20 protein-coding genes and 1 pseudogene are annotated in these 26,130 nt (G+C 60.9%); 13 read left to right on the forward strand and 8 right to left on the reverse strand.

Features of this window, described 5'->3' with window-relative positions; genetic code table 11:
• Positions 1 to 212: 212 nt before the first annotated feature.
• Positions 213 to 413 (forward strand): annotated as a pseudogene (locus BFP99_RS31715) (cupin domain-containing protein); the annotation flags it as partial.
• Positions 414 to 459: 46 nt separating this feature from the next.
• Here the strand turns inward: BFP99_RS31715 and BFP99_RS04695 are convergent.
• From BFP99_RS04695 to BFP99_RS04715, 5 genes are read right to left on the reverse strand one after another with little or no spacing between them, the layout of a single operon-like run.
• Complete coding sequence (locus BFP99_RS04695) at positions 460 to 1,335, reverse strand: alpha/beta fold hydrolase (protein WP_065946731.1); 876 nt, start codon at positions 1,333 to 1,335, stop codon at positions 460 to 462.
• Complete coding sequence (locus BFP99_RS04700) at positions 1,328 to 2,974, reverse strand: dipeptide ABC transporter ATP-binding protein (RefSeq protein WP_065946732.1); 1,647 nt, start codon at positions 2,972 to 2,974, stop codon at positions 1,328 to 1,330. Before BFP99_RS04700 ends, BFP99_RS04695 begins: the two co-directional genes overlap by 8 nt.
• Complete coding sequence (locus tag BFP99_RS04705) at positions 2,971 to 3,798, reverse strand: ABC transporter permease (RefSeq protein ID WP_065946733.1); 828 nt, start codon at positions 3,796 to 3,798, stop codon at positions 2,971 to 2,973. The genes BFP99_RS04700 and BFP99_RS04705 overlap by 4 nt, the downstream gene beginning before the upstream one ends.
• Positions 3,798 to 4,775, reverse strand: a complete 978-nt coding sequence (locus BFP99_RS04710; RefSeq protein ID WP_065927614.1) for an ABC transporter permease — start codon at positions 4,773 to 4,775, stop codon at positions 3,798 to 3,800. The genes BFP99_RS04705 and BFP99_RS04710 overlap by 1 nt, the downstream gene beginning before the upstream one ends.
• Positions 4,772 to 6,355 carry an ABC transporter substrate-binding protein gene (locus tag BFP99_RS04715; RefSeq protein ID WP_065927615.1) on the reverse strand — a complete coding sequence of 528 codons (1,584 nt, stop codon included), beginning with the start codon at positions 6,353 to 6,355 and terminating at the stop codon, positions 4,772 to 4,774. The genes BFP99_RS04710 and BFP99_RS04715 overlap by 4 nt, the downstream gene beginning before the upstream one ends.
• A gap of 316 nt (positions 6,356 to 6,671) precedes the next feature.
• Here BFP99_RS04715 and BFP99_RS04720 point away from each other — a divergent pair, with 316 nt between their 5' ends.
• A complete protein-coding gene (locus BFP99_RS04720) occupies positions 6,672 to 8,012 on the forward strand; it encodes a tetratricopeptide repeat protein (protein WP_065946734.1) in 1,341 nt (446 codons plus the stop codon).
• 103 nt (positions 8,013 to 8,115) lie between these two features.
• Here the strand turns inward: BFP99_RS04720 and BFP99_RS04725 are convergent, their stop codons facing one another.
• On the reverse strand, positions 8,116 to 9,108 hold the full coding sequence (locus BFP99_RS04725) for a P1 family peptidase (protein WP_065946735.1): 993 nt from the start codon (positions 9,106 to 9,108) through the stop codon (positions 8,116 to 8,118).
• A gap of 310 nt (positions 9,109 to 9,418) precedes the next feature.
• Between BFP99_RS04725 and BFP99_RS04730 the strand changes: the two genes are divergently transcribed.
• Genes BFP99_RS04730 through BFP99_RS04760 form a run of 7 tightly spaced genes read left to right on the forward strand, consistent with a single transcriptional unit; the run spans position 9,419 to position 18,231 of the window.
• Entirely contained in the window at positions 9,419 to 11,854 is a 2,436-nt protein-coding gene (locus BFP99_RS04730; RefSeq protein ID WP_065946736.1) for a TonB-dependent receptor plug domain-containing protein, read from the forward strand.
• A gap of 57 nt (positions 11,855 to 11,911) precedes the next feature.
• On the forward strand, positions 11,912 to 13,246 hold the full coding sequence (locus BFP99_RS04735) for an LLM class flavin-dependent oxidoreductase (RefSeq protein ID WP_065927619.1): 1,335 nt from the start codon (positions 11,912 to 11,914) through the stop codon (positions 13,244 to 13,246).
• Positions 13,243 to 14,157: a 5'/3'-nucleotidase SurE gene (locus BFP99_RS04740; RefSeq protein ID WP_065946737.1), complete on the forward strand. Its 915-nt coding sequence runs from the start codon at positions 13,243 to 13,245 to the stop codon at positions 14,155 to 14,157. The genes BFP99_RS04735 and BFP99_RS04740 overlap by 4 nt, the downstream gene beginning before the upstream one ends.
• Positions 14,154 to 15,134: an LLM class flavin-dependent oxidoreductase gene (locus BFP99_RS04745; protein WP_065946738.1), complete on the forward strand. Its 981-nt coding sequence runs from the start codon at positions 14,154 to 14,156 to the stop codon at positions 15,132 to 15,134. The genes BFP99_RS04740 and BFP99_RS04745 overlap by 4 nt, the downstream gene beginning before the upstream one ends.
• Positions 15,131 to 16,108, forward strand: coding sequence for an LLM class flavin-dependent oxidoreductase (locus tag BFP99_RS04750; RefSeq protein ID WP_065946739.1), 978 nt, complete (start codon positions 15,131 to 15,133; stop codon positions 16,106 to 16,108). The genes BFP99_RS04745 and BFP99_RS04750 overlap by 4 nt, the downstream gene beginning before the upstream one ends.
• A 16-nt stretch (positions 16,109 to 16,124) precedes the next feature.
• Complete coding sequence (locus tag BFP99_RS04755; RefSeq protein ID WP_065946740.1) at positions 16,125 to 17,102, forward strand: LLM class flavin-dependent oxidoreductase; 978 nt, start codon at positions 16,125 to 16,127, stop codon at positions 17,100 to 17,102.
• On the forward strand, positions 17,095 to 18,231 hold the full coding sequence (locus BFP99_RS04760; RefSeq protein ID WP_065927624.1) for an LLM class flavin-dependent oxidoreductase: 1,137 nt from the start codon (positions 17,095 to 17,097) through the stop codon (positions 18,229 to 18,231). Before BFP99_RS04755 ends, BFP99_RS04760 begins: the two co-directional genes overlap by 8 nt.
• Before the next feature lie 7 nt (positions 18,232 to 18,238).
• On the opposite strand, the gene BFP99_RS04765 is transcribed toward BFP99_RS04760, so the two are convergent.
• Complete coding sequence (locus BFP99_RS04765; RefSeq protein WP_065946741.1) at positions 18,239 to 19,318, reverse strand: sigma-54 interaction domain-containing protein; 1,080 nt, start codon at positions 19,316 to 19,318, stop codon at positions 18,239 to 18,241.
• A 187-nt stretch (positions 19,319 to 19,505) separates the two neighbouring features.
• The gene (locus tag BFP99_RS04770) at positions 19,506 to 20,573 is read right to left on the reverse strand and encodes a sigma-54 interaction domain-containing protein (RefSeq protein ID WP_065927626.1); all 1,068 of its coding nucleotides are present in this window, start codon (positions 20,571 to 20,573) and stop codon (positions 19,506 to 19,508) included.
• Positions 20,574 to 20,921: 348 nt separating this feature from the next.
• Between BFP99_RS04770 and BFP99_RS04775 the strand changes: the two genes are divergently transcribed.
• Genes BFP99_RS04775 through BFP99_RS04790 form a run of 4 tightly spaced genes read left to right on the forward strand, consistent with a single transcriptional unit; the run spans position 20,922 to position 26,019 of the window.
• Positions 20,922 to 21,998, forward strand: a complete 1,077-nt coding sequence (locus BFP99_RS04775) for an ABC transporter substrate-binding protein (RefSeq protein ID WP_065927627.1) — start codon at positions 20,922 to 20,924, stop codon at positions 21,996 to 21,998.
• A 14-nt stretch (positions 21,999 to 22,012) separates the two neighbouring features.
• Positions 22,013 to 23,239: an alpha/beta hydrolase family protein gene (locus tag BFP99_RS04780; protein ID WP_065927628.1), complete on the forward strand. Its 1,227-nt coding sequence runs from the start codon at positions 22,013 to 22,015 to the stop codon at positions 23,237 to 23,239.
• 13 nt (positions 23,240 to 23,252) lie between these two features.
• Positions 23,253 to 24,458 (forward strand): LLM class flavin-dependent oxidoreductase, encoded by a 1,206-nt coding sequence (locus BFP99_RS04785; RefSeq protein ID WP_065946742.1) that lies wholly within the window; start codon positions 23,253 to 23,255, stop codon positions 24,456 to 24,458.
• Between the two features lie 4 nt (positions 24,459 to 24,462).
• Positions 24,463 to 26,019: an ABC transporter substrate-binding protein gene (locus tag BFP99_RS04790; protein ID WP_065927630.1), complete on the forward strand. Its 1,557-nt coding sequence runs from the start codon at positions 24,463 to 24,465 to the stop codon at positions 26,017 to 26,019.
• Positions 26,020 to 26,130: the final 111 nt, after the last annotated feature.

A 26,130-nucleotide genomic window follows, 5' to 3' on the forward strand; every position in this document is an offset into this window, starting at 1 on the left:
TGCTTTGGATGGTCTGAAAAGGATGCCCCTAGCCTGAGGCTCAACAATCTTCTTCTCGAAAAGTCACCTGCTACAGTTCCCTACCGCCGTTGAATGCTATCAGATCACCTCAGTTCAAAGACGCAGAGTGCTCATTGTCGTTGGAGCAACCTGCGCGCTTGCTGGGTTGATGTCGCAGTGGCTGACTACAGACATTACTTGCAGAACAACCGTCACCCCAAGGAGTACCAATCCATTTCGCGCATAGCCCATGCCTTCACCGCACAGTGTCGCAGGGCATGCTGGAAATCAGCGTCAACGATGATCGCTATCTGCTCTCTACTGGTGACTCTATTCTGTTCTTCGCCGATCAGCCGCACCGCTATCTCAGTCCGGCCGATAGTCAGGCTGCAGGGCTCCTGATAGTGACGTAGTCCGAACGCCTAAGCTGAAGGGCCCGCATCCACAACTGAAGCCAGATTAGCTGGACGCACCTGGACGCTGATCAAGTTTTTTCATCAGCCTCTGGAACGCCGCCAGCACCTGTGCAGGCCGCTCCAACATCAATTGATGACCACACCGCTCCAACACCTCAAAGCTACCCGTTGGCAGCTGTCGGGCGAGCGCTCCCCCCCCACTGGAGGGAGTCAGCCCGTCGCTGTCTCCCGCTAACACATAAGTCGGCAACGTCAGTCGGGCCAGGGCATCGGCGTCGGGCCATTGGGCGTTTTGCAGCAGAGACTTGAACACATACAGACGATTACGACGAGTCAGGTTTTCCTCGTAGGCCACCAGCCGGGAATCGGCTGCGGGGTGCCACGCACGCTGACGAAAGCCCTTGGCCAGCAACGGCCGCAGCAGCTCCAACACCCAGGCAGGCAGCGCCATCAGACCACCGCGGCTCAACGGGCGATGCAGTTGTGTGCCTAGCAGCAGGGCGCCATCTATGGTCACCTGCGGCAACCTGTGTGGGAGCTCCAGCAAGGCACTCAACCCCAGTCCGGTACCAAAGGAATGTGCGACCAGGATATTCCGCCTTGCCGCGTAGCGGCTCAGTATTTCCAGCTGATCTGCCACCAGTTCCGACCAGGCATAGGCCTGCGGCTGGCGCGGCTTTTCGCTATCACCGTGCCCCAACAGGTCCCACGCCACCAGGCTGTATCCCTGATCGGACAACGACTGCCATAACTCGCGCCATTGATCCTTGTGACCACCACCACCATGCCCGAAGAACAAGACTGTATCTGCCTGATGCGTGCCTGGTTGATAAGCGATGCTCAGGTACCGTCCTGGACGGATTTCCACCCGCTCGCCCCGCACCAGAGGTAAATCAGAAAATGCGTGTAAATCAGCCATGAGTGGGACAAGCCTCTTTGGATTCAAGGTTTTGAGGAGTGACTGTCGAAGGGGGGACCGTTCTGGAAAAACCACGCAATAAGGTCTGGGTATAAGCGTGTTGCGGATGGACCAGTAGCGTTGCCGTTTCCCCCTGCTCCACCACATGCCCGCCCTGCATCACGGCAATGCGATCACACAGTCTGGCGGCCACTCGCAAATCGTGGGTGATGAACACAATGCTCAGCTTGAGCCGACGTTGCAGGTCTTCAAGCAACTCGAGAATCTGTACCTGGATCAGCGCATCCAGAGCGGAAACGCATTCGTCCGCGATGAGTATTTTCGGCTCCACAGCCAAGGCACGGGCGATACCGATACGTTGGCGCTGGCCACCGGAGAACTCATGGGGATAGCGCTCGAACGCCGTGGCGGGTAGCCCAACCAACGCCAAAAATGAGCGCGTGCGCCGCTCGGCCTCGGCCTTTGAGTGCCCCTGTACCAGCGGGCCGGTCATGACGATACGACCGACGGTCTGGCGCGGATTGAGCGAGGCAAACGGGTCCTGGAAAATCATCTGCACATCGCTACGCAATGCTCGCAAACGCCCTTCGGAAAGCGCCGTTACATCCTGACCCAGCCATTGAATTTGACCACTGTCAGCACGTAGCAGCCGAACAAGGCAACGCCCCAGAGTGGATTTCCCCGAGCCTGACTCCCCAACAATGCCGAGGGTTTCACCCTGGCGCAGGGTCAACTGAATCTGCGCCAGGGCCTGGGTGGCACGCTTGCGCCACCAACCGCTGTTGCTGCGAAACACTTTATTGAGTTGCTCGGCCTTGAGCACCACACTCCCGTCCACCGTCGTGCGCGGGGCCCGAGGTTGCGCCGAGACCGCTGCCAGCAGTTGCTGGGTATAAAGCGCCTGAGGCTTGCGCAATACTTGATGGGCGCTGCCCTGCTCCACCAGTTGACCTTTTTCCAGCACCAGCACGCGGTCGGCAATGGCCTCGACCACGGCGAAATCATGGGTGATGAACAACAGCGACATGCCCTTGTCCTGTTGAATCTTGCGTAACAGATCGATGATCTGCGCCTGGGTGGTCACGTCCAGCGCCGAGGTGGGTTCGTCGGCGATCAGTAACGAGGGATCGAACGCCAACGCCATGGCGATGACCACGCGCTGGCGCTGGCCACCGGAGAGCTCAAAGGGATAGACCAGGCGCAGGCGTTCAGGCTCGGGCAGGCCGACATAACCCAGCAACTCCACAACCCGTCGGCGACGCTCCTGGGCCGATTTCACCCCGTGGGCGCGCAGGGTTTCATCGATCTGCTCACCCACGCGCAGCAGCGGGTTCAGCGCGCTCATGGGCTCCTGGAACACCATGCTTATATCTCGCCCGCGCAGCTGGCGCATCGCGGTTTCACTGAGCTTCGCCAGGTCTTCATCACGAAACACCAGTCGCCCGCTTTCCACGCTCAGCGGCGTCGGTAACTGGCGCAACAATGCCTTGGCCAACATCGACTTGCCCGAGCCGGACTCGCCCACTACACATAGGCATTCGCCGCTGCGCAATTGCAGCGACAGGTCATACAGCGCGTGACTGCGGTCGGCACCGGCCGGCAAGGCGATACGCAGGTTTTCCACACTGAGCAACGTCATAGCGACCTCCCCGGTTCAAAGGCCACGCGCAGGCCTTCGCCCACCCGGTTCACCGCCAGCACGCACAGCACAATCGCCACGCCCGGCAAGAAACTCATCCACCAGGCATCCCGCAGCAGCCCACGGGACGCATTGATCATGTAACCCCAGCTCATGGCCTCAGGGTCGCTCAGGCCGAGAAACGCTAACGCGGCTTCGGTGAGAACTGCAGTGGCCATCACAAAGGTCATGGTCACCAACAACGGCGCCAAGGCATTGGGCAGGATTTGTTGGCTGATGATGCCTAATGGCGATTGCCCCAGCACCCGCGCCGCCTGCACAAACTCACGTTGTCGCAGGGTAAGGAATTCGCTGCGCACTAGCCGCGCGACGCCCGGCCACGCTACCAGCGAAATCGCCAGCACGATGGAACCCAGGGACGGCTCCAGCACCGCCACCAGGATCACCGCCAACACTAACTGCGGAATGATCTGAAAGAACTCGGCTATCCGCATCAGCGCGCCGTCGAGCCATCCACCGAAATAACCGGCGACAGCGCCGACGAGCAGCCCCACCAGCAAGGTCGCCAGACTGGTCAACACCCCCACGGCCAGGGACACACGGGCGCCGTAGAGCAAGCCGCTGCCGAGGTCGCGGCCGAGCATATCGCTGCCCAGCCAGTGCGCCGAATCGTGGAACGGCGGTAGCATCGGCTGGGTGTTCATTTCCCAGGGCGAGCTACTGGTGAGCCACGGCGCGGCAGTCGCTAGTGCTGCTAACACCAGCAAAAACAACGCGCCGGCCAGCGCCGACGGCTGGTGAATAAAGCGTGTGAGCACCGCCATCAGCCCTGTCCTCCAGCGCCAATACGTGGGTCGAGCAAACGGCAAATCACATCGGTCAACACATTGAAGCCCACCACCAAAATCGAGATCACCAGAAAGCCGCCCATCAACACACCGTAGTCACGCTGGGCCAATGAGTCATACATCAAGCGGCCAATGCCAGGCCAGGAGTACACCACCTCCACCAGTAACGCACCGCTGGCCAGTTGGCCGAGTTGCAAACCAGCGAAAGTCACCACCGGCAGCAGTGCATTGCGCAACACATGTACATACAGGATCCGTCGTGGATGCAGGCCTTTGGCGTGAGCAGTGCGCACGTATTCCTGACCAAGAGCATCGAGCACGGCGGCTCGGGTGAGGTGGATATACAGGGCCAGAAACAGCACGCTCAGGGATAGGCACGGCAACAACAGATGCCGCAGGCGATCCAGCAGCGAGAAGTCCCGGCCCACGGTCTCCATACCGAACGCCGGCAACCAATCCAGACTTACGGAAAACAGCAAAATCATCAGCATCGCCAGCCAGAACGGCGGCATCGCGTACAGCAACAAGGCACCGTGGGAGATCACGCCGTCCAGCCAATGCCGCGTCTGCCGTGCCCGCGCCGCCAGCACACCCAAGGTCACGCCAAGCACGGAAGAAACCACAAAGGCCGAGCCCATCAATGCCAGCGTTGCCGGCAACCGTTCGGCAATCAGCGACCACACCGACGTCTGGTTTCGGTAGGAATAACCCAGGTCCAGGTGGGCGATATGGCCCAGGTATATCAGCAACTGCTGGAGCAGCGGTTTATCCAGGCCCATGGTCTGGCGCAGCTGCTCGATAAACTGCACATCGTCCACCCCCGCCTCTCCTGCCAACAGCAATGCAGGATCGCCCGGCGCCAGCCGAATCAGCAGGAAACTCAGCACCAGCACCGCCACCACCATCAGCAACGCCTTGACGAGCCGCCCGCTGAAATACAACACGCCATTCATGGTGCCAGGGCCTCGAGGTACACGCTCTCGTAGTCCTCGTTAAGGCTGGTAGCGGTCTGCAGCAGGTTTTTCACCTGTTTGTGAAACAGCGTCGGGTAACGCATTTCGAAGATCGGTGCGATGGGCAGGTCGGTGTTCAGCACGTTCTCCAGCTGGCTGTAGAGCTGTTTGCGCTCCGGGTCTTCCGGGGTATCGGCGACTTTCGCCCACAAGGCGTCGGCCTCGGCGCTGTTGTAGCCGCTGACGTTGGCGAACGGCGAGGTTTTGAGTATGTAGTCGGAGCGGAACAGGTAGGCGCTGGTCAGGTAGGGATCGCCGATCTGGAAGATAAAATTGTAGGTCAGGTCGAAGTCCCAGTCGCTTACGCGCTGGAACCAGGTCGCCGCGTCGGACGTGACCACCTGCACCTTGAAACCCAGGGGTTGCAAGGACTGCTTGGTGTATTCGGCCAGGCGCTCCCAGGCCCCCCCCTTCTCGCCATTGAGCAGGCGAATGCGCACCGCGCCGACATCCACGCCGGATTCGGCAATCAGCGCTTTGGCCTTTTTCACGTCATAGGCGTACTGCGGCAACTGGGGATCGTGGTAAGGCGAGCTGGACACAAACGGCCCCTGGGCGACCTTGCCCGAGCCGAAGAAGATGTTATCGACGATGAACTGTCGGTTCAGCGCATACAGGATCGCCTGGCGCACCTTGGGGTTGTTCAACGGTGGCTTGCGCGTGTTGATTTGCAGGAAGGCCAGACCCGAATACAACTCCCAGCCCTTTTCCGACGACTGCACATCGGGCAAGGCGGTCAGGCGCTTAAGGTCTGAGTAATCCGCATCGCCGCTGCGCAACACTTGCACGTCGTTACGCTCGAACGCGGCGGCACGCGAAGAGGCATCAGGAATGACGTGGAAGATGATGCTGTCGAGGTGCGGCAGGCCCTTTTTCCAGTAGTTGGGGTTCTTGGCCAGCTTGATATAGGCGCCTCGTTTCCACTCGACGAACACAAACGGCCCGGTACCCACCGGTTTTAGGTTATAGGGGTTGTTACGAAAGTCGGTGTTCTCGTAAAGGTGCTTCGGTACCACCGGACGCAAGCCGCTGCCCAAGGCCGAAAGCAACGGTGCAAAAGGTTTCTTCAGGTGAAAGACCACCTGCAGCGGACCTTTGGCGGTGATGCTCTCGACGTACTCGGTGATGATACCGCCAAGGCGCTTGTCCACCTCGGGGTAGAAGGTCTGGAAGCTGAACACCACGTCATCGGCGGTGAACGCTGGACCGTCGTGCCAGTGCACGCCGTCCTGCAAGTCGAAGGTATAGGTGAGGCCGTCAGGGGAGATAGTCCAGGCTTTGGCCAATACCGGTTTGGGCGCAAGGTGTGTGTCGAAGGTGAGCAGGCCCTGGAGCACCTTGCCGCTCACGTATTGGGTCGACACATGGCTGACTACGCCGTGCATCAGCGAGGGCGGCTCCGGCTGGGCCACCAGGTTGAGCACCCCGCCCTCCTGGGGTTGCGCGTGAGCCTGGCCGGCCAGCAACGTGGTGCACAGTGCCACGGACGTGAGGGCACGGCGGAAAGAGAATGAGCGCATGGAGTCTCCTCGAATTGAACAATATAACGAGGGTTTTGCAAGCGTTGTGCCATGGGCGGTTGGGCGGGTATTGCTGGGGTGGGCGGTGGTCGCGCTGATGAAAAAACCACAGAGCTGCGCCTGAGTGTGCAAAAAGCAGCAGCAAAGCATTTCAAATGTGGGAGAGGGCTTGCCTGCGATAGCGGTGGGTCATCAATGAATGCGCCAACTGACCCGCCGCTATCGGGGCAAGCCCCCTCCCACAGGGGTCCATCGCTGGTCGATGGCACGAGGTTTGCCCCTGCAACTGCCATCTGAATAAACGAGCCTCGCCACCATGTCACTGGATTACCTGGGCAACCCCATCGACACCACCGACCCCACCACCCTCCAAGGGCTGGACGACTTCATAGGCGGCTTCCTCGGCTACCAGCCCCGTGCCGAACGCATCCTTGCCACCGCCGATGCCGATCCCGACTCCGCGCTGGCCAATGCGTTTGCCGGCTTGCTGCTGATGTTCATCGAGTCGCCCGAGGGCCCGGCACTCGCGGAAAAATACCGCCAACGTGCGGCGCACGCCGCTCACCCGCGCGCCCAGCTGTACCTTGGCGTGCTGCAAGCCTGGATCAAGGACGACCTCGATCAGGTCCTGCATTTGAGCGAAAACCTGCTCGACCGCTACCCCCGCGACCTGTTTGCCGCCAAGCTCAACCAGTACCTGGAATTCAACCGCGGCAACTGGCCCGCCCTGTTGCGCATCGGCCTAAAGGCCACCGCTGGCGCACCCGATATTGCCCACAGCCACGGCCTGCTGGCCTTCGCCTACGAGCAATGCCACCTGCTCGAAGAAGCCGAAGCCAGCGCGCTGCAAGCCTTGCGCCTGCAACCCTCGGAGCCTTGGGCCCAGCACGCCCTGGCCCATGTGATGCTGACCCAGGGACGTATCGAGGAAGGCACGGCGTTCCTGGAAAGCGTGACCCATCACTGGGACGGTTTGAACTCGTTCATGTACACCCACAACTGGTGGCACCTGGCGTTGTTCTACCTGGCGCGGGGCGAGGATCAGCGCGTGCTGGAGATTTACGACCAACACGTGTGGGGCATCCTCCCGGAATACTCTCAGGACCAGGTCGGCGCCGTGTCCTTGCTCGCCCGATTGGAACTGGCCGGCATCAACGTGGGAGAGCGCTGGCAGGCGCTGGCACCCTACCTGCAACGTCGGGTCTGCGATACGGTACAGCCGTTCCTGAGCGTGCAGTACCTGTATGGCCTGGCCCGGGCGGGCAAGCCGGAGGCGGATAGGTTGCTGGCGGCGCTGCGCCAGTACAGCTTCGACGCACGGCCGGTATGGGGCGAAGTGACCCTGCCGTTGGCGAAGGGCTTATTGGCCCATGCACGCGGGGACTGGCAACAGTCGCTGGCGCAACTGACGATCGCCCTTCCCCGGCTGAATGAGATTGGTGGCAGCCACGCACAGCGCGATCTGTTTGCCCTGGTGGAGCTGGATGCACGCGTGAAGGCCGGGGATTGGTTGGGTGCGCAGCAGACACTGGAATTGCGGCGCCGGTATGACGGGTGGGATGTGCCGACGAATCGGAGTTTGATACGGGTGTATGAGGCGTTGAAGTTGCCGGAGCTGGCGGCAAAGGCACAGACGCGCCTATCACGTTTCACCTAAGCAGCAGGAGCCGGCTTGTCGGCGTTAGCGGTCTGTCAGTTGACACAGGTGCAAGCTGAGCCGCCGCCATCGCCGGCGAACCGGTTCCTACAGTGGAGAGTGGTTAGCCCCTGGCACTGAACACCCCTCTGGCGATCGCCCGCGCCACGCAATCCGCAGCCGCCGAGCCAATACAACCAATCTCTACCTGCCGCCGTGGGCCATCGCTCAACTCAACCGCCGCCGACGCCAAGGCAAATACAGTGTCCCCATCAAACGGCAAATGCGCCGGACGCACCGCACGGGCAATCCCGTCCTGAGCCATGATCGCCACGCGCTTGCACTCAGCCACAGTGAGCCGAGCGGTACTGGCGACCACCACCAGCGTCGTGTTGGCCCCGGCTTGCAGGCGGCCCATCGAATCCAGGCGTGACAACTCCGGCATCGGGTCGCTGCAGTCCATCTCGGCTTCAGGACGCTGTCCACCGAACTCCCCCGCCACTTCCCAGGGCCACGCCCAGAAGGTCTGGCCGTCGGGCATGTACACCGAGCCTATTGGGTTGGCGACCACCAATGCAGCGACGATCAAGCCATTTCCCAGATTCAGGGAAGCGGTACCCAGCCCACCTTTCAGCACCCCGGCCATGGCGCCACGACCGGCACCCACCGAGCCCAACTCAAAGTCCTCACCTGCATTGGCTAGCGCCTCGAAGCCCAAGCGTTGGTAAGGCGGTTCCAACCCCCAGTCTTTGTCGCCGCCGTTGGCCAGGTCATGCAACACCGCTGCGGGCACGATGGGAATAGCTGGAGCGCCGGGTTTGAGGTGCAGGCCCACTTGGTCGTGGGACAGTTTCGCCGCCACAGCATCCGCCGCACCCAGGCCGAAGACCGAGCCGCCGGCAAATACCAGGGCATGGAGCTGGCCGACCATGTTTTCCGGCTCAAGCGCAGCAGTTTCACGCCCGCCAGGGCCACCGCCGCGAATGTCGATGCTGGCAGTCCAGAACCCATTGGGGCGAATCACTGTGACGCCGGTGTCGACGTGCAGGTCCGTGGCGTGGCCGACCGTGAGGCCTGGGATATCGGTGAGGGCATTGCGCGGGCCGGGTCTAGGCATACAGAAATAGCTTCCTTGGGTTCAGGGTGTCGCGTGGGGAGAGCAAGTCGTGTGCCAAGCACAACCACCCAAGCCTTACGGCTCACTACCCGGTTGCCGATGAAAGCCCCTGCACAAAAACCAACACCCTGCCCTTCGGCCTGTTAAAAAAACACCAACACCCCCGTTTATCACCTAATAAGTCTATGTTTTTAAACACTTTTAACAGATGGCATAGCCCTTGCTCTCCAGCCTTCCCACCAGAGCTTGAATTCAACAAGCCGTCCTCTATCAAGGCCCAACACCTTAAACCACTGGAGTATTTCCCATCATGAATGCATCACGCGCCACAGGTCGCCGACCCAGTAAGGCCTTCGCCCACACGTTGTTGTTTATTGCCCTGTACGAAGCCGCCAGCTACAGCAGCCTGACTCTTGCCGCCGACGCGCCGGCCAGCGATAACCCCTTGGACACCGTTGTGGTGATCGGCAACCGTGGCCAGGCGCGCACCCTGGCCGAGAGCCCGTCACCCGTGGACGTGATCTCCTCCAAGCAACTGCTGGCCACCGGGCAAGGCGACCTCACCCGCGCTCTGAGCAAGGTACTGCCATCCCTCAATCAGCCAGCATCGTCAGGCTTCGGCTCAACGTCGGTGGTGCGCCCGATCAGTCTGCGTGGCCTCAATGGCGACCAGGTGCTGGTACTGGTCAACGGCAAGCGTCGCCACAACAGCGCGCTGCTCAATAACGGCACCTACCTCAACTCCGGCTCGCAACCGGTGGACTTGGACATGATCCCCACCGCTCTGGTGGATCATGTCGAAGTGCTGCGCGACGGCGCCTCGGCCCAGTATGGTTCGGATGCGATTGGTGGCGTGGTCAACATCGTGCTCAAGCAGACCGACCACGGCGGCAGCCTGTCCACCAGCTACGGCCAGAACTATCAAAACGGCGATGGCGAAACCGCGCGCCAAACCGGCAATGTCGGCCTGGCGCTGCCCAACGACGGCTTTATCAACCTCGCCCTGGACGTGAAAAAACAGAAAATCTCCGACCGCTCCGACAACGCGCCCTATACCGACTCGGCCGGCAACACCAGCCTGCAACACACCTACTACGGCACCGGCCTGCCCGAGGCACGCAACTTCAGTTTCGGCTACAACGCCGAGCTGCCGGTGGACGATGCCCTCACGCTCTACTCATTCTCCACCTACACCCGCCGCAACTCGGAAAAACCGCTGGCTTTCCACCAGCCCGCCAGTTTCGATGGCATTCGCACACCCTTCCCCGAAGGCATCGAAGACACCCTGCGTTTTATCGAAAATGACTTCCAGGTAGCGTTTGGCGGCAAGGGCGAACTCGCCGGCTGGGACTATGACCTGTCCAGCACCTATGGCCAGGACCACGCCGAAGCGACCCTGCGTCACACCTACAACCTGAGCTACGGCCCGGACTCGCCGACCTCGGTGGACACCGGTGTGAAAACTTTCAGCCAGTGGACCAACAACCTCGATCTGACCCGCGCATTTGACCTCGGCCTGCACAAACCCACGCAGATTTCCTGGGGCCTGGAGCAACGCTACGAGAACTACAAGATCGGCAAGGGTGACTTCGCCTCCTACGCCAGCGGCCCTTTCACCACCGGAGCCAGCGGTGGCCTGATCGCACCGGGCACCATCTCCGGTGCCGGTACCACCCCGCAGGATGCTGCGCAAAAAGGCCGCACCAGCCTCGCCGGGTATGGTGAGATCGGCCAGGACTTCACCGATAAATGGCACGTCGACCTGGCCGGTCGCTACGAGCACTACAACGATGGCTCGGGCACCACGACTAACGGCAAGTTCTCCACCCGCTACCAGCTCACCCCGATCCTGGCAGTACGCGGCACCTTCAGCACCGGTTTCCGTGCGCCTTCGCTGGCCCAGCAGATTTACAGCTCCACCTCGCAAACCAGCGTGAACGGCCAGCTGTTCGACTACCGTAACGTTGCGGTCAACTCCGATGTTGCCAAGGCACTCGGTGCCGAGACTCTCAAACCTGAGAAGTCCACCAACTTCAGCCTGGGCCTGACCCTGCAACCGACGGACGCCACCAGCATCACCCTTGATGCCTACCAGATTAAAATCAAGGACCGCATCGCGCAAACCGGCTACCTGGGCGGCACACCGCAAATCAGCGCAATCCTCGCAGCAGCGGGTCTCAACCCGAACCAGGCGGTGACCTATTTCACTAACGCCCTCGATACCACTACCCGTGGCGTCGACCTCGTCGGAGACTACCGCCAGAGCATCGGTGCCTACGGCAACCTGCGTTACACCTTGGGCTTCAACTGGAACACCACGCAGATCGACGACATCCACGCCTCCAGCGTGGCCCAACAAGCCCTCGGCCCAACCGGTGGTTATGACCGTCAGCGCCAGGGCAACCTCAAGTACGGTTTGCCGCAATCCAAATTGCTGCTGGGCACCACTTGGACCGTCGACAAGTTCGAGATCGGCCTCAACCTGACCCGCTACGGCGAGTACACCCAGTACGGCACCGCCGAATCCTTCGACCGCACGTTCTCGCCAGCGTGGATCACCGACCTGAACATCGACTACCACCTGACTCCGGCGATCACTCTGAATGCAGGCGCCAACAACCTGTTCAACAAGTACCCGGAACGCACTGACCTGGCCAGCAGCTCGGGCGGCTTTCCCTATGGCAACTTCTCGCCCTACGGCACTACCGGCGGCTACTGGTACACCGGCGTGACGTACAACTTTTAAGCCAGCCTGCGGAGCCGGTTCACCCGCTCCGCACCTGCCCCCGATGGGAGCCTGTTCATGACCCGCCGCACCGACAAACTCAAACTGGGGGCCTTCCTCGCCAACAGCGGCCACCACGTCGCCGCCTGGCGCCACCCGTTGGCCCAAGCCGATGCCAGCCTGGATTTCGAGCATTTCAAACACATTGCGCAGACCGCCGAGCGCGGCAAATTCGATGCATTGTTTATTGCCGATGTGGTCGCCTTGTGGGGCCACCATCACGATGCGCTGAGCCGTACGGCCCGCGCCGAACACTTCGAACCGCTGACGTTGATGTCGGCCCTGGCGGCCGTCACACACAAGATCGGCCTGATCGCCACCGCGACCACCACCTACAACGAGCCGTACCATATCGCGCGCAAATTCGCGTCCCTGGACCACCTGTCCAAGGGACGCGCCGCCTGGAACCTGGTGACCTCGGTAGTCTCGGATGAAGCGTGGAATTTCGGCCGCGAAAACCACGTCGACCATGGCGACCGCTACCAGCGTGCCGAAGAGTTCCATGACGTGGTCAAGGATCTGTGGGACAGCTGGGACGACGACGCCTTTACTCGCGACAAAGCCAGTGGCGAGTATTTCGACCCGGCTAAATTGCACACCCTCAACCATCGCGGCAAGCACTTTGCCGTACGCGGCCCGCTCAACGTGGCCCGCCCGCCCCAGGGCCACCCGGTACTGGTGCAGGCCGGGGCATCGGAGCCGGGCAAACAACTCGCCGCCCGGGTTGCCGAACTGATCTTCGCCCACTCGCATAACCTGGAAGGCGCCCAGGCGTTCTACCAGGACATCAAGGCACGCGCCGCTGCCCTCGGCCGCGACCCGGATCACGTCAAAATCCTACCCGGCGTCACACCGTTTATTGCCGATACCCGTGAACACGCCAAGGTGCTGTTCGAAGAGTTCCAGGCGCTGATCGACCCGGTGCTGGGCCTGCGCCTGCTGGCCGACACCTTGGGCGATGACATCGACCTCTCCGGCCATGACCTCGACGGCCCATTGCCGGAAACCCCCGTGGGCCAGCGCGGCAGTCGTCGGGATAAGGTGCTGGAATTGGCGCGCACGGAGAACCTGAGCATCCGCCAGCTGTACTTGCGCCTGGCCGGAGGCAACCCGGTGATAGGCACAGCCGAGGACGTTGCCGATCACTTTGAGGCATGGTTCCAGGCGCGGGCATGCGATGGCTTCAATGTGTTCTTCCCGTACTTCCCTGGCGCCATCGACGTGTTCGTCGATCAGGTGATTCCGTTGCTGCAGGCGCGTGGGCTGTTTCGCCAGGAATACGAGGGCGCCACCCTGCGCGAAAACCTCGGCCTGCCGCGCCCGGACAACCGCTTTACGGGAGAGAGGGCATGAAACGCAGCGCCTGGATGCTCGCCTTCGCCAGCTTGATCGCCCCCAAAGCCTTCGCCTTGAACATCTTGCTGAGCAATGACGACGGCTATCAGCATCCGAACATTCGCGCACTCTACACCGTGCTGAAAGCCCAGGGCCATAACGTGAAAATCGCCGCGCCCCAGAGTGATCAGAGCGCGCGAGGCGGTTCGTTCTTCTTCGGTCGCGAAGTGAGTGTTGGACACGATACCGACCCCGCTTACCCCGACAGCTACTACATCAGCACCACCGACAACGGCATATGCCAGAGCACCGAGTGCGCCGGCAAAGCAGTACAGATCGAAATCAGCGGCACGCCGGTGATGGCACTGCTGATGGGCCTGAACAAAGTCCTGCCACATCCCGACCTGGTGATCGTCGGCCCCAACCCTGGCAATAACCTCGGCGCGATCAATATGGCCTCCGGCACCTTCAATACCGCCAGCGTGGCGTTGCAGTCGGGCATTCCGGCATTGGCGGTGAGTACTGATCTGAAGGAGAAAGACCCGCAGCGCGCCGCCCAACTGGTAGCAAAACTGGTGCATGCCCTTGACCAGCATCGCCAACCCGATGGCGCGCTGCTACCGCCGGGCCTGGGCTTGAATATCAATCTGCCCAAGGATGCGCAGATAAAAGGCGTCAAACTGACCCGCGTCGGCAGCTATGTGGGTTTTGAGGCGCTGTACACCGATGATCTCAAGCAGTTCAACTTGCCCGGCAAACCCGGCATCGGCTTCCAATACAGCCCCGCCGCTACCGCTGCGCAACAGAACGATGAAGCGGTGTGGCTGAACAAAGGCTACCTGACCATCAGCCCGTTCAGTGGCCTGCCGGAATCCGTCAGCGCAGGGCCAGCACTGCAAAAGCAGTTGGCCCATGAGGTGAAACCATGAGTGCAGGCTTTTCCCTCGGGTTTCTGAGCCGGGTCTATAGCCCGAGTGCTGATCCCAAGGTCTACCGCGACACCCTGGAACTGTTCAAGGTTGCCGAAGCGCTGGGCTTTGACAGTGGCTGGTTAGCGCAGCACCACTTCGCCAGTGAAAATGGGCGCTTGCCGTCGCCGTTGGTATTGTTGGCGGCCGTCGCCCAGCAGACACGGCATATCAGCCTCGGCACCGGAATTATCGTATTACCCCAGGAGGCGCCGCTGCGCCTGGCGGAAGACGCCGCCGTGCTGGACTTGCTGTGCAACGGCCGACTGGAACTGGGGCTCGGTGCGGGTTTTGATCCTGAGACCTTCCTCGCCTTCGGCCGCGAGCATGAAACACGGCATCGTGACTACGAGCAGCACCTTCAACAGCTGCTCAATGCATTTGGCAACGCGCCGCTGACCGACAGCGGTTCCCGCCTCCTGCCACGCACCAACGGTTTGAGCCAGCGTGTGTGGGAAGCCACCTCGCGGGTGGAACTGGTAGCCGAACGTGGCCACGGCCTGATCATGGCACCCGATCCGCACTTGCCTGCCGAAGCCGGTGTTGAACGGGTAAACCGCTACCGCAACGCCTGGACCGGCGACAACGGCACGCCCGCCCGCGTCGCACGGGTGCAGGCGTTGCTCCCCGCACCGGACGACGCCACACGCCGCGATATCCAGGCCTATGTGCAACGCCAGCAAAACATCGGCGTACTCAACGACACGCTGGACGCTGACTTCGACACCACCCTCAAGCGCCTCGGCGTGTTGCACGGCCCGCTGGAGCAGATCATCGAGCAATTGCAGCAAGGCCCGCCATTGACAGCCCACGACCAACTGATCCTGCAAGTACAAACCACCAGCACGCCGCTGCGCGAGGCTATCCGTGCGCTGGAGGTCATCCGCCAACACATCGCACCAGCACTGGGCTGGCAGCCCACAGGAGCCCCCTCATGACTTTCAAATTGGGTTTCCTCAGCCACGCTTTTGGCGATGACCCGCAGCAGGTCTACCGCGACCTGATCGAACAATTCGAAGTGGCTGAAGCCCTTGGCTTCGACGGTGGCTGGATTGCCCAGCACCACTTGAGCAATGGCTTTGGTCGTCTTCCTTCACCCTTGGTGCTGCTGGCGGCCGTTGCCGAACGCACGCGGCATATCGAACTGGGCACCGGGGTGATTGTGTTGCCATTCGAAGACCCGATCCGCCTGGCCGAAGACGCCAGTGTGCTGGATGCTCTGAGCAGCGGGCGGGTGCAATTGGGCCTGGGCAGTGGTGGCGCCAACCTCGATAACTTCAGCGCTTTTGATCGCGACCCAAGCCGGCGCCAGGCGGATTTTGCCGAGCGCCAGCAACGTTTGCAGCGCCTTCTGGAAGGTAAACCGCTGACCGGCGAATTAACGTTGCAACCGCCTGCAATCGGTTTGGGCGAACGCCTCTGGCATTCCCACGGCAGCACTGACGGCGCGGTCTATACCGCCCGACAAGGCAATGGACTGCTGCTGGGCACCGCCACCCATGATCCGCTCACCGTGCAAAAGCCTTTGGCGGACGCCTACCTGCAAGCCTGGTCCCGCACTGACCGCGCACCGCGTATCGGCGTGGTGCGTGCGATTTTCCCCGCCATCGACCGTGCCAGCGCCCAGGCCGAACTGTCGGTGGATATCGAGCGGCATATCCCGCGCCTGCGACGTGAGGGCCTGATCGACGAAGCCTTGGATTTGCAGGAACACCTGCGCTTGATGAACGTGCACCACGGCCATCCCGATGAAGTGATCGAAAGCTTGCAACAGGACCCGTCGCTGCTGCCTTATGCTGACTACATGATTGCTGTGGTTCAGGCCGAAAGCTCGACCCAGGCACAAATACTCAAACGTTTGGAAATCCTGGCCCAGGATATCGCCCCGGCCTTGGGTTGGAAAAAACCATGAATAATGGAGCTTATGCATGCCCCTGGAGTTCAGTTGGTTGATGCCCCTGTGTACCCCTGACTGGGCGGCACGGCCGGGACAATGGGTTCAATTGGCCCAGGCCGTGGAATACGCCGGGCTCGATGGCCTTTGGATTCCCGGCGGCGCGTTATGTGCCGACAGCCTCGGCGTGGCGGCAGCCTTGTGCGCGCATACACGCAACGTGCAGTTGTCGGTGAGTGTGCCGCCGGAAGTGATGCTGCCAGCCGCGCTGGCCACTACCCTGCAAAGCCTGCAGTCGATCAGCGGCCACCGTGTACGGCTACATTTACCCAATAGCGAACACATTGCCTTTGGGGAGTGGCTCAACCGCGACCAACGCAGCGAACGCATTGGCGAATATCTGGAACTGCTGCAACACCTGCTGGCGTCCAACACCGAAGGGTTCGACTATCAGGGCCGTTATTTCCAACTGGAGAACGCCGGCTTCACCCGCCGCAAAATACCCGCCCCATCGTTGCTACTGGACGACACCCAGAGCCATGCGTTGGTGGCGGCACATGCGCGGACCTGCCTGTTAGCGCCTGGCCACCCATTACGACTGGCCCAGGAGATACAGCGCTGGCGGCAGATCCAACCTACGCTCGAGTTTGCCTGCACGTTTGGCTTGATCCTCGGCGACAGCGAAGACCTCGCCTGGGAGACCGCCGCCACTTTATTATCGGTTCCTCAATTGCCCGAGGAACCCCTGGCCACCCTGCCCCGAGCACGCCACCCGCTACGCCAGTGGGAAGTGCATCCCAACCTGCTGCAACGGGAAGCCGGCCAACCGCTGATCCTGGTGGGCACCCCGCAACAAGTCGCCACACGCCTGCAAGAACTGCACGGAATTGGCTTGAATCACCTGATTCTGGAGGGCGGGCCGTCAGTCAGCGAAGTGCTGCGCTTTGGCGAACAGGTTTTACCGTTGCTTTTCCAACAGGGTTTGCGCAAGGAGCGCCTGCACCATGACTGATGATGTACGCCCACCGATCCAACTGGACTGGTTTTTACCCACCAATGGCGATGGCCGTCACCTCACCAGCAGCGGCTTGCCAAAGGCCGGGTTGTTCCAGCAAGGCGAGCGTGCACCGACGCTGGACTACCTGCGCCAGATTGTGCGCGCCACCGAGCAGGCCGGTTTCGACGGCATCATGGTGCCCACCGCTGCCGGGTTTGAAGACCCATGGCTGATCACTGCGGTGCTGGCCCAAGAAGTGCGCCGCCTGAAATTCCTCCTGACGCTGCGACCGGGCACCGAGCTGCCAGCCTATACCGCCCACCGCGCGGCGACGTTGCAACTGCTCAGCGAGAACCGCCTGGCGTTGCATGTGGTGACCGGCTCCAGCCGTTTTGAACAGCGTTCCCTCGGGGATTTTCTCGAACACGATGAACGTTACGCACGCACCGCAGAATTTCTGCAGGTGTTCCAAGCCGTGTGGGCAGCCCAACCGCCTGCGCATCAGGGACGTTACTACCGCAGCAGCATTCAAACACCGATTGCGCCAGGCGCACGAGTACCGCCGATTTACTTTGGCGGCGCCTCCGAAGCCGCCGAGCGTGTCGGTGCGGCCCATGGGCAAACTTATCTGATGTGGTGCGAACCGCCAGCGATGATCGCCGAACGCATCCAACGCATGCGTGACCTGGCGGCCGCCCAAGGCCGTACGCTGCGCTTCGGTCTGCGTTTGCACGTGTTCGCCGCTGTCACTGACGACGCGGCCTGGGCCCACGTGGAACGGCTGCTGGAAGAAATCCCGACGGACACCATTGAGCATGCACAACGGCAGATGGCGGCGTATGAGTCGGTGGGGCAAAGCAGGCAGACGCAGTTGATGCAGGGCCGTGGGCGCGGCGCTCGGGAACTTGAGGTGTCAGCCAATCTTTGGGCCGGGGTAGGTTTGGTACGCGGCGGCGCAGGAACAGCGTTGGTCGGCAGTTATGCGCAGGTGGCAGAGCGAATCGAGGAGTACCACCAGTTGGGGGTGGACAGTTTTATTCTGTCGGGTTTTCCCCATTTGGAGGAAGCGATTCACCTGGGCGCGCAGTTGCTGCCTCAGCTGCGCCGTATAGGTAACCCACCCAGCCAGGTCAAACAAGGTTGAACGCAGATCAGGGTTTTGCTCGGCCTTTGAGCATGCCGTGATTGACCAGTAAGGTGCGCATGGCGTTGCGGGTAATACCCAGCAGTTGCGCGGTGCGTAACTGGTTGAAACCGCAGTAGGCAAAAGCCTCGCGCACCATCAACTCCTCAATATCGTGCAAGAGCGAATCACCTGGCACATCGAACAATCGCAAAAACTGTTCGCGAAGCACTTCCTGAGGAAGCTTTTGCACCCCGTTGGAACTTGCGCCTTGCAATGCACTAAGGCCTGCCGAGAACTTCAAGTGCTCGGGGCGAACCGGTCTGTCGCCGGCCACCAGTAAAGCCAAGTGAACAACGTTCTCGAGCTCTCGGATATTCCCCGGCCAGGGATAATCGAGCAGCGCCTGAGTAGCCGACTCCGAAAGCATAGGCTCATTGATTTTAAGGCGGGCGCTGTAGAGTTTCCTGAAGTGTTCCACCAACGGCAGAATGTCCAAGGGACGTGCCCTTAACGGCAAAACTTCTACTTGGGCGACGTTTATTCGATAAAACAGATCGAGCCGGAAATTGCCGGCTTCAATGGCCTGTTCCAAGTTGACGTTGGTCGCCGTCACCAATCGAATGTTGATCTTGATCGGTTTGCGCGAGCCGACCCGAACCACCTCCTGCTCCTGTAGAACACGCAGCAATTTAACTTGCAAAGGCAGCGGCAGATCACCGATCTCATCGAGAAACAGCGTCCCTCCATCCGCCTCCTCAAACCAGCCAGCTCGCCGGCCGACAGCGCCTGAGAAGGACCCGGCCTCGTGGCCAAAAAACTCGCTTTCAGCCAGGGTCTCACTGATCGCACCGCAGTTGACCGCAATAAAAGCGCCAGTGCGGCCACTGCTCGAATGGATGTAGCGCGCCACCAACTCCTTACCGGTGCCCGTCTCTCCATTGATCAACACTGGCACGTCACTGGGCGCCACCCGCTGCAGATACTCCAGCAACTGCCGAGACCGGGGGTCGGCAAATACCAGCGCTTTGGCTCGGATTGAAAGAGGATCTTTATCGCCCTGAGGCAATGTCAAAATCGGGCTGGGGTGTCCGCGCGGGATGTTCATAGACAATTTCCAATGGCGGCCATGAAGGAATTAACAGCACTTTACTGCTCGCGCCATATAACAAGAAATATTAAAAACACATGAGGATATAACCTTGCACCATAGCGACTGACACGTCAGGTACAACCAATCGCCTACTCGCATGAACGATCAAAAACGGCCATTGCTCTAGTTGCGGATATATCAGTTAAATTCTCGCTGACGCTCCCAACTCACCAATCTTTTCCAGTCGTGCCCGAACAATGTTGCGACTGATATTGAGCAGGCGCCCAGTCTGCAATTGGTTGCCATGGCAGTATCGGTAAGCAGCACGAAAGATCGTCTCTTCAATATGCTCGTAAAGGTCGGGAATATTCTGTTCGAATAACGCATTGAGGGCCGTTTCCAAGTCCACGGGACCGCTGAGGGCAGCTGGAGTATGGGTAGCCTCTTCCTGACGAATACCCGAGGATCGCATGTCCACCAGATGCAGATCCGGCGGCTGCACCAACTGGTTGCGGCACACCAGCAAGGCGTGATGAATGGCGTTTTCGAGCTCGCGGATATTGCCCGGCCAGCTATGTTCCAACAGCTTTCGCTCAGCATCGATGCTCAACGTGGCGCGATTGTACCCCAGTCGTTGGCAATGCTCTTCAAGAAAAAATTCCGCCAGGGGCAGGATATCGCCCGGCCGCTCGCGCAGAGGCGGCAGTCGAATGGTGGCGACGTGCAGACGGTAGAACAAGTCTTCGCGGAAGTTACCTGCCACGACGGCATCGGCAAGGTTAACGTTAGTGGCGGCCACCAGCCGCACATTGATCGGGATCGGTGTCCGCGAGCCCAGGCGCACCACTTCGCGCTCCTGCAAAACGCGTAGCAACTTCACCTGCATGTTCAACGGCAGATCACCGATCTCATCGAGAAACAGCGTGCCGCCGTTGGCGGCTTCAAACCAACCGGCCTTCTGGGTGGTAGCGCCGGTGAACGCGCCTTTCTCGTGGCCGAACAACTCGCTTTCCACAAGGGTCTCGGCAAACGCGCCGCAGTTCACCGCCACGAAAGGTTCACGTCCGCGACGGCTCAGATGATGGATATGCCGTGCGACCAACTCCTTGCCGGTCCCGGTCTCGCCAATGATCAAGGTATTGGCTTCGCTGGGTGCCAGACGCTCAATACGTGCCAGTAATTCCTGGGAGCGCGGGTCCTTGAAGACCAGCACGGTGGCACGCACCGACTTGGTCAATTCGCGAGGATTAGGATGAGTGATCAGCGACATGGTGCGTTCCTGGCAGTAAAAGCGCGTGCTCAATAGTGCATGAAGTTTTCTAGACCGTTTAATTATAAATTAATATTTATATATTCCCGTATCGCATATGCCAACAACATGACCTACCACTGCTGCTGGAGCAGCAACCGGCCAGCACCCACGTGCTCGTCCACCAGCAGCAGATCAGACAGGCCATTGCTACCTCAAACGCTGCAGCCCATGCAGCACGCGGTCTAGAGCGATTTTTCCAGCTGCTGGCATGCAATCTGCTCTCTCCCTCCCAACACGATCCCCTGTAGGAGCCGGCAAGCCCGCGCCTACTACAAAGGGTTTTGAATTCAGGTAGGGAGAAACCTCATGAGAAATTTCTGGCACAGAAGCCTCATCGCTCTGTTCGGCCTACTGGCAAGCAGCGCGGCGCTCGCCGAGTCGGCTGCCCCGGCCTCGGTAAAAATCGCTATCGTCGCCTACACCCAAGGTGGCAAGCCGGTGTTTGGGGGGATCGCCGGCCGCGTGATCGAAGACGGTTGGCTGGAGGCCCAACTGCGCGAGCGCGGGGTGAAACTCGAATGGATCGCCCTACCCCACGCCGGCGCCGGCCCGCAGATCAACGAAGGGTTCAGCAACAACAGCCTGGACTTCGCCGTACGCGGGGACCTGCCCTCAGTGATCGCCGGTGCCGGCGGTGTGCGGGGCAAGCTGATCGTGCCCGGCGGCAGTGGTAACAACATTTACCTGGTGGTGCCCGAAGGCTCCAGCGCCAAAACCATCGAAGACCTCAAGGGCAAACGCCTGGCCCTGCACCGTGGCCGGCCTTGGGAGTTCGCATTCAGCAACTTCCTCGCCAGCAAGGGCCTGAAGCTCGATGACTTCAAGATCGCCAACCTCAACCCGCAGGTCGGCGCGGCAGCGGTGTCTGCCGGTAAGGTCGATGCAGCCGTGTTGCTCAGCGAGGCCTATGCCCTGGAAGACAAAGGCGTGGGCAAGATCATCTGGTCGACCAAACAGGGCAGCAATGACTGGCGCCTGATCTCCGACCTATGGGGCACCGAGTCTTTCGTACAGCAGCATCCAGACATCACCCAATTGCTGGCGACCGCCTGGGTCAAGGCCGCGTGGTGGATTTCTCAACCGCAAAACCAGGATGCCTATTACCAGCTGTCCTCTCGCGCCGGTACCGCTGAAAGCGTGCTGCGCCGCGACGACCAAAACGACCCGGTGGCCTGGAAGGAACGCTGGGCACCGAAAAGCGATGCACAACTCAAGGCCCACTACCAGGCCCTCACCACCTACGCCCTGGCGAACCACCTGATTCGCGACACTTATGACATCGGCCCATCACTGGCTACCGGCTTTACCAACCAGGCTTTGATCGACCTGAAACTCACTGACTACTGGCCGGCCCTGCGTGGTCAGGTCAGCACCAATCCTTGATAGGGAAATTGATAATGAAACTGCCGCATTCTTTCGCCTTCGGTCTGAGCGTACTGGCCTTGTCCATGAGCGCGTTCGCCGCTGACGTATACGCCCCAAAACCGGACCCACTGCAAGGTGATGGCCGCGTCTCGGCGTTCTACACCTGGGAAAAAGCCATTCCGGCCATCCCGGGCAAGCTGTTGCGCAGCGAACCGCTGGACAAGACCATCAGCCTGGCAAACGCCGCCAGCGCCCAACGCATCCTCTACACCTCCACCGATGGCATCGATAATAAAACCCCAGTAGTGGTTTCCGGCGCGTTATTCCTGCCCAAGGGCACACCGCCGGCCGGCGGTTGGCCGGTCGCAAGCTGGGGCCATGGCACAGTTGGCGTCGCAGATGTGTGTGCACCGTCCTGGCAAGGTCGCTCCTACCGCGATGTGGCGTACCTCAACCGCTGGCTGGCAGAAGGGTTTGCGGTGGTCGCCACCGACTACCAAGGGCTCGGCGTACCCGGCGGTCACCCGTTGCTGAACAGCCGCATGGCCGCCTACGGCATCCTCGACGCCGCCAAGGCCGTAGTTGCAGGCGTACCGGGGTTGGCTGACAAGGTATTGATCGTCGGCCAGTCCCAAGGCGGGGCCGGCGCGTTTGCCGCTGCGGCCTATGCCGCCACTTACGCCCCGGACCTTGGCGTCAAGGGCAGCATCGGCACGGGCGTGATCTACACCCTCGACTACGCGAAAAACCCCAGCGAGGAAGTGCGCAATAAAGTCGACCCGACCCTGGCCTACGGCTTCTACACCTTGCTCGCAGCCCAGCAATACGACCCGAGCATCAACCCGGCGGACTTCTACACCGATAAGGCGCTGCCGATCTTCGAACAGGCTCGCACCAGCTGCCTGTTCGCTCTGGAAGGCGACGTGGAGGGCCTGGGCCTGAGCATTGCCAACACCAAGAAAGATTACAAAGGCAAACAGCTCGCGCCGTGGCTCGCGCAAGTCGCCTACCCCACCCTGAAAACGTCCAAACCGGTGTTCATCGGTACCGGTGCCGAAGACGTCACCCCAGCCGCCGCGACCCAGGTCAAGCTGATGCAGGACGCCTGCAACGCCGGTTCCGTAGTCGAAGGCCACCTGTACAAAGGCCTGGGCCACAGCGCGACGGTCAATGCCTCGCTCCAGGACTCGATCCCGTTCGCCCACAAAGTCATCAGCGACCAGCCGATCACCTCGATCTGCGCCCCAACCGCACAGTAAGCAGGAGGCTTGCATGAGTATCGAATTTTTTACTCGCCTGCCGCTGCACGGCGAAACCCAGTTCCTGCCGGGCGACCCACGTAACCGTGGCGACTGGCATCGGGGCGGTCCCGACAGCACCGGGGCGGTGTCCGGGTTCAGCGTGGGCGACCACTTCACTTACATCGACTACCTGGGCCAGATCGCCAAGGCCGCCGAGATCAATAAGTTCGGCGGTGTGTTGATGGTCAACGCGCCCAGCGGCGAAGAACCGTGGACGGTGTGCTCACTGCTGGCCCGCGAGACACGCACCCTGCAATTCGTCACCGCGTTCCAGCCCTACCACTACACCCCATGGGTGGCCGTGCAGCAGGCGGCGACCTACCAACGCGCCACCGGCAACCGCCTGGTATGGAACATCATCAACGGTGGCTCGGACGTGATCCAGCGCCAGGTCGGCGACTACAGCGACCACGATGCACGCTACGAGCGCGCCACCGAATTCATGGACGTGGTCAAGGGCTATTGGCACAACGAGTCATTTCACTACGATGGCAAGTTCTACAAGGCCGACGGTGGGGGCTTGCGCGCGCCGCTGAAAAAGGCGCAGTTGCCACTTATCTGCACGGCTGGCTCATCCATCGCTGCACGGGAGTTCGCCGCCAAGCACGCGGATTTCTACTTGATGCGTGCCGAGCACCCGGATGAAATCACCGCACTGATCGCAGACCTGCGCCAACGTGCGTTGAAATGGGGGCGCACCGATATTCGCTTTGGCCTGTCGATTGATGTGATCACCCGCGAAACCGAAGAACTGGCACGCACTGAAGCCAAGCGTTTCTTCGACGAAGGTATCGCCCGTGGCGCGGTCAAGGCCGTGGCCGCCCACGCCGGGCTGCGCACCGCACGCAAACTGAGCTACGAGCACGGTTTTGCCGAGAAAAACGAGGCGCAGGGTTTCGAAGACTTTTTTATCCACCCGAACGTGTGGTCAGGCTTGGGCTATATCGGCATCCCACCGGGCTGCGCGCTGGTTGGCAGTTATGAAAACGTGGTGGCGCGGATTCGCGAATACAACAACCTCGGCATCGACCTGTTCTTCCTCGCCGGCTATCCGCACCTGGAAGAAGCCTACCGACTCGGCGAGCATATCCTGCCGCACTTTCGCAGCGAGCGCTCGGTGTTGAGCCGTCCGCTGGAGCCGGTGCGCGAACTGCACTCGGCCAACGGCGGAGCCTGAAACCATGACCTTACTGCTGAGCCGTCGAGACTTTCTCGGCTACAGCGCGACCGCCGGCGGCGCTCTGCTGCTGGCGGGTTGCGGCCCGAATGACGCACCGGCTGCCGCCACCGGCAGCGACCAGCCACGCTACGGCGGCCGCCTGCGCTTGGGGATTCTCGACGGCAACCAGAGCGGCAATCTGGACGCGCATAAACCGGTGGGTAGCGGCATCGTTCGCGGCTTTGCGCTGTATAGCAAGTTGTGGGAGTGGGATGAGCAAATGCAGCCGCGCTTGGCACTGGCAGAGTTTGCCGAGCCCAACGCGGATGCCAGCACCTGGACCCTGCGCTTGCGTCCGGGCCTGGAGTTCCACAACGGCAAGACCATTGATGCCGACGACCTGATGTTCTCGATCCGCCGTCTCACCGATCCGCAACTGGCTTCGCCGTATGCGGCACTGTTGCACTGGGTAGACCGCGACAACCTGGTCAAACTCGACAACCGCACCGTGCGCCTGAACTTTCACGACGGCCGCAGCTATATGCCGCTGGCCGAAACCTGGGTCAACTTCGGCGGTATCGTGCCGGTGGATTACCACCCGGTCACCAATCCGGTGGGCGCCGGCCCCTACAAACTGAAAAGTTTCACCCCCGGCCAGCGCTCGCTGTTCACGCGTTTCGAGAATTACTACAAGGAGGGTAAGCCGTACGCCGACGAGCTGGAAATCATCGATTTCAAGGATCAGGTCTCACGCCTCGCCGCACTGCGCGCCGGGCAGATCGACATGGCCAACTCGATGCCCACCGAACAGCTGCCGATCCTGGAGAAGGACCCTAGGTTGAAGGTCATCAAATCGGTGACCGGCAACTGGCTGTCCTTCGATATGAATCTGGACAAGCCGCCCTTCAACGACCCGCGGGTGCGCGAGGCGTTTCGCTTGCTGGCCGACCGCGAAGAACTGGTACGTCGCGCACTGAATGGCCAGGGCCGAGTGGCCAATGATTTGTATGCGCCCAGTGACCCCACCTTCAACCACAGCCTTGGCCCGCGACCGTATGCCCCTCAGCGCGCAGCGCAATTGCTCAAGGACGCCGGCCAGGAAAACCTAGAGGTGGAACTGATCACCACCCCGGGCCCAGGCTTGAGTTCAGCATTAGTGCTGGCTGAGCAGGCCAAGCGCATCGGCGTCACCCTTAAGGTCAAGCAAGTAGACCTCGCCACTTTCCAGGGCCCGCTGAAAAACGATTGGACCCTGAGCACCGGGGGCAGCATCGGTGCACCGTTCCTCGCCAGTGCAATCCACACCGACGCACCCTTTGCGGTATCCAACAAGACCCACTTCAACGACGCGCAATTCAGCGAACTGCTCCTCGCCGCCATGGCCCAGCCCGACCTGGAAAAACGCAAGGTTCTGGTGCATCAGGTGCAGCAGATCCAGTACGAACGCGGCGGCATGTTGATCTGGGGGTATGCCGACCTTCTGGACAGCGTTTCCACGCGCGTCGGTGGGGCCCAGGCAGAAGAGTCGCTGTTCAGCACCTGGCGTTTTGAAAAGCTCTGGCTCAAAGACACGGCCTGACACCTCATTCCTCGTAGGAGCCCGGTTTGCCGGCGATGAGGCCTCAAGCCTTGCGCCGATCAACGGGACGCCTACGGGGCATCACATTGATAACAATTTTCGACAGGAGTC

The sequence above is a fragment of the Pseudomonas sp. 1 R 17 genome (assembly GCF_900067035.1).
Lineage (GTDB): Bacteria > Pseudomonadota > Gammaproteobacteria > Pseudomonadales > Pseudomonadaceae > Aquipseudomonas > Aquipseudomonas marginalis.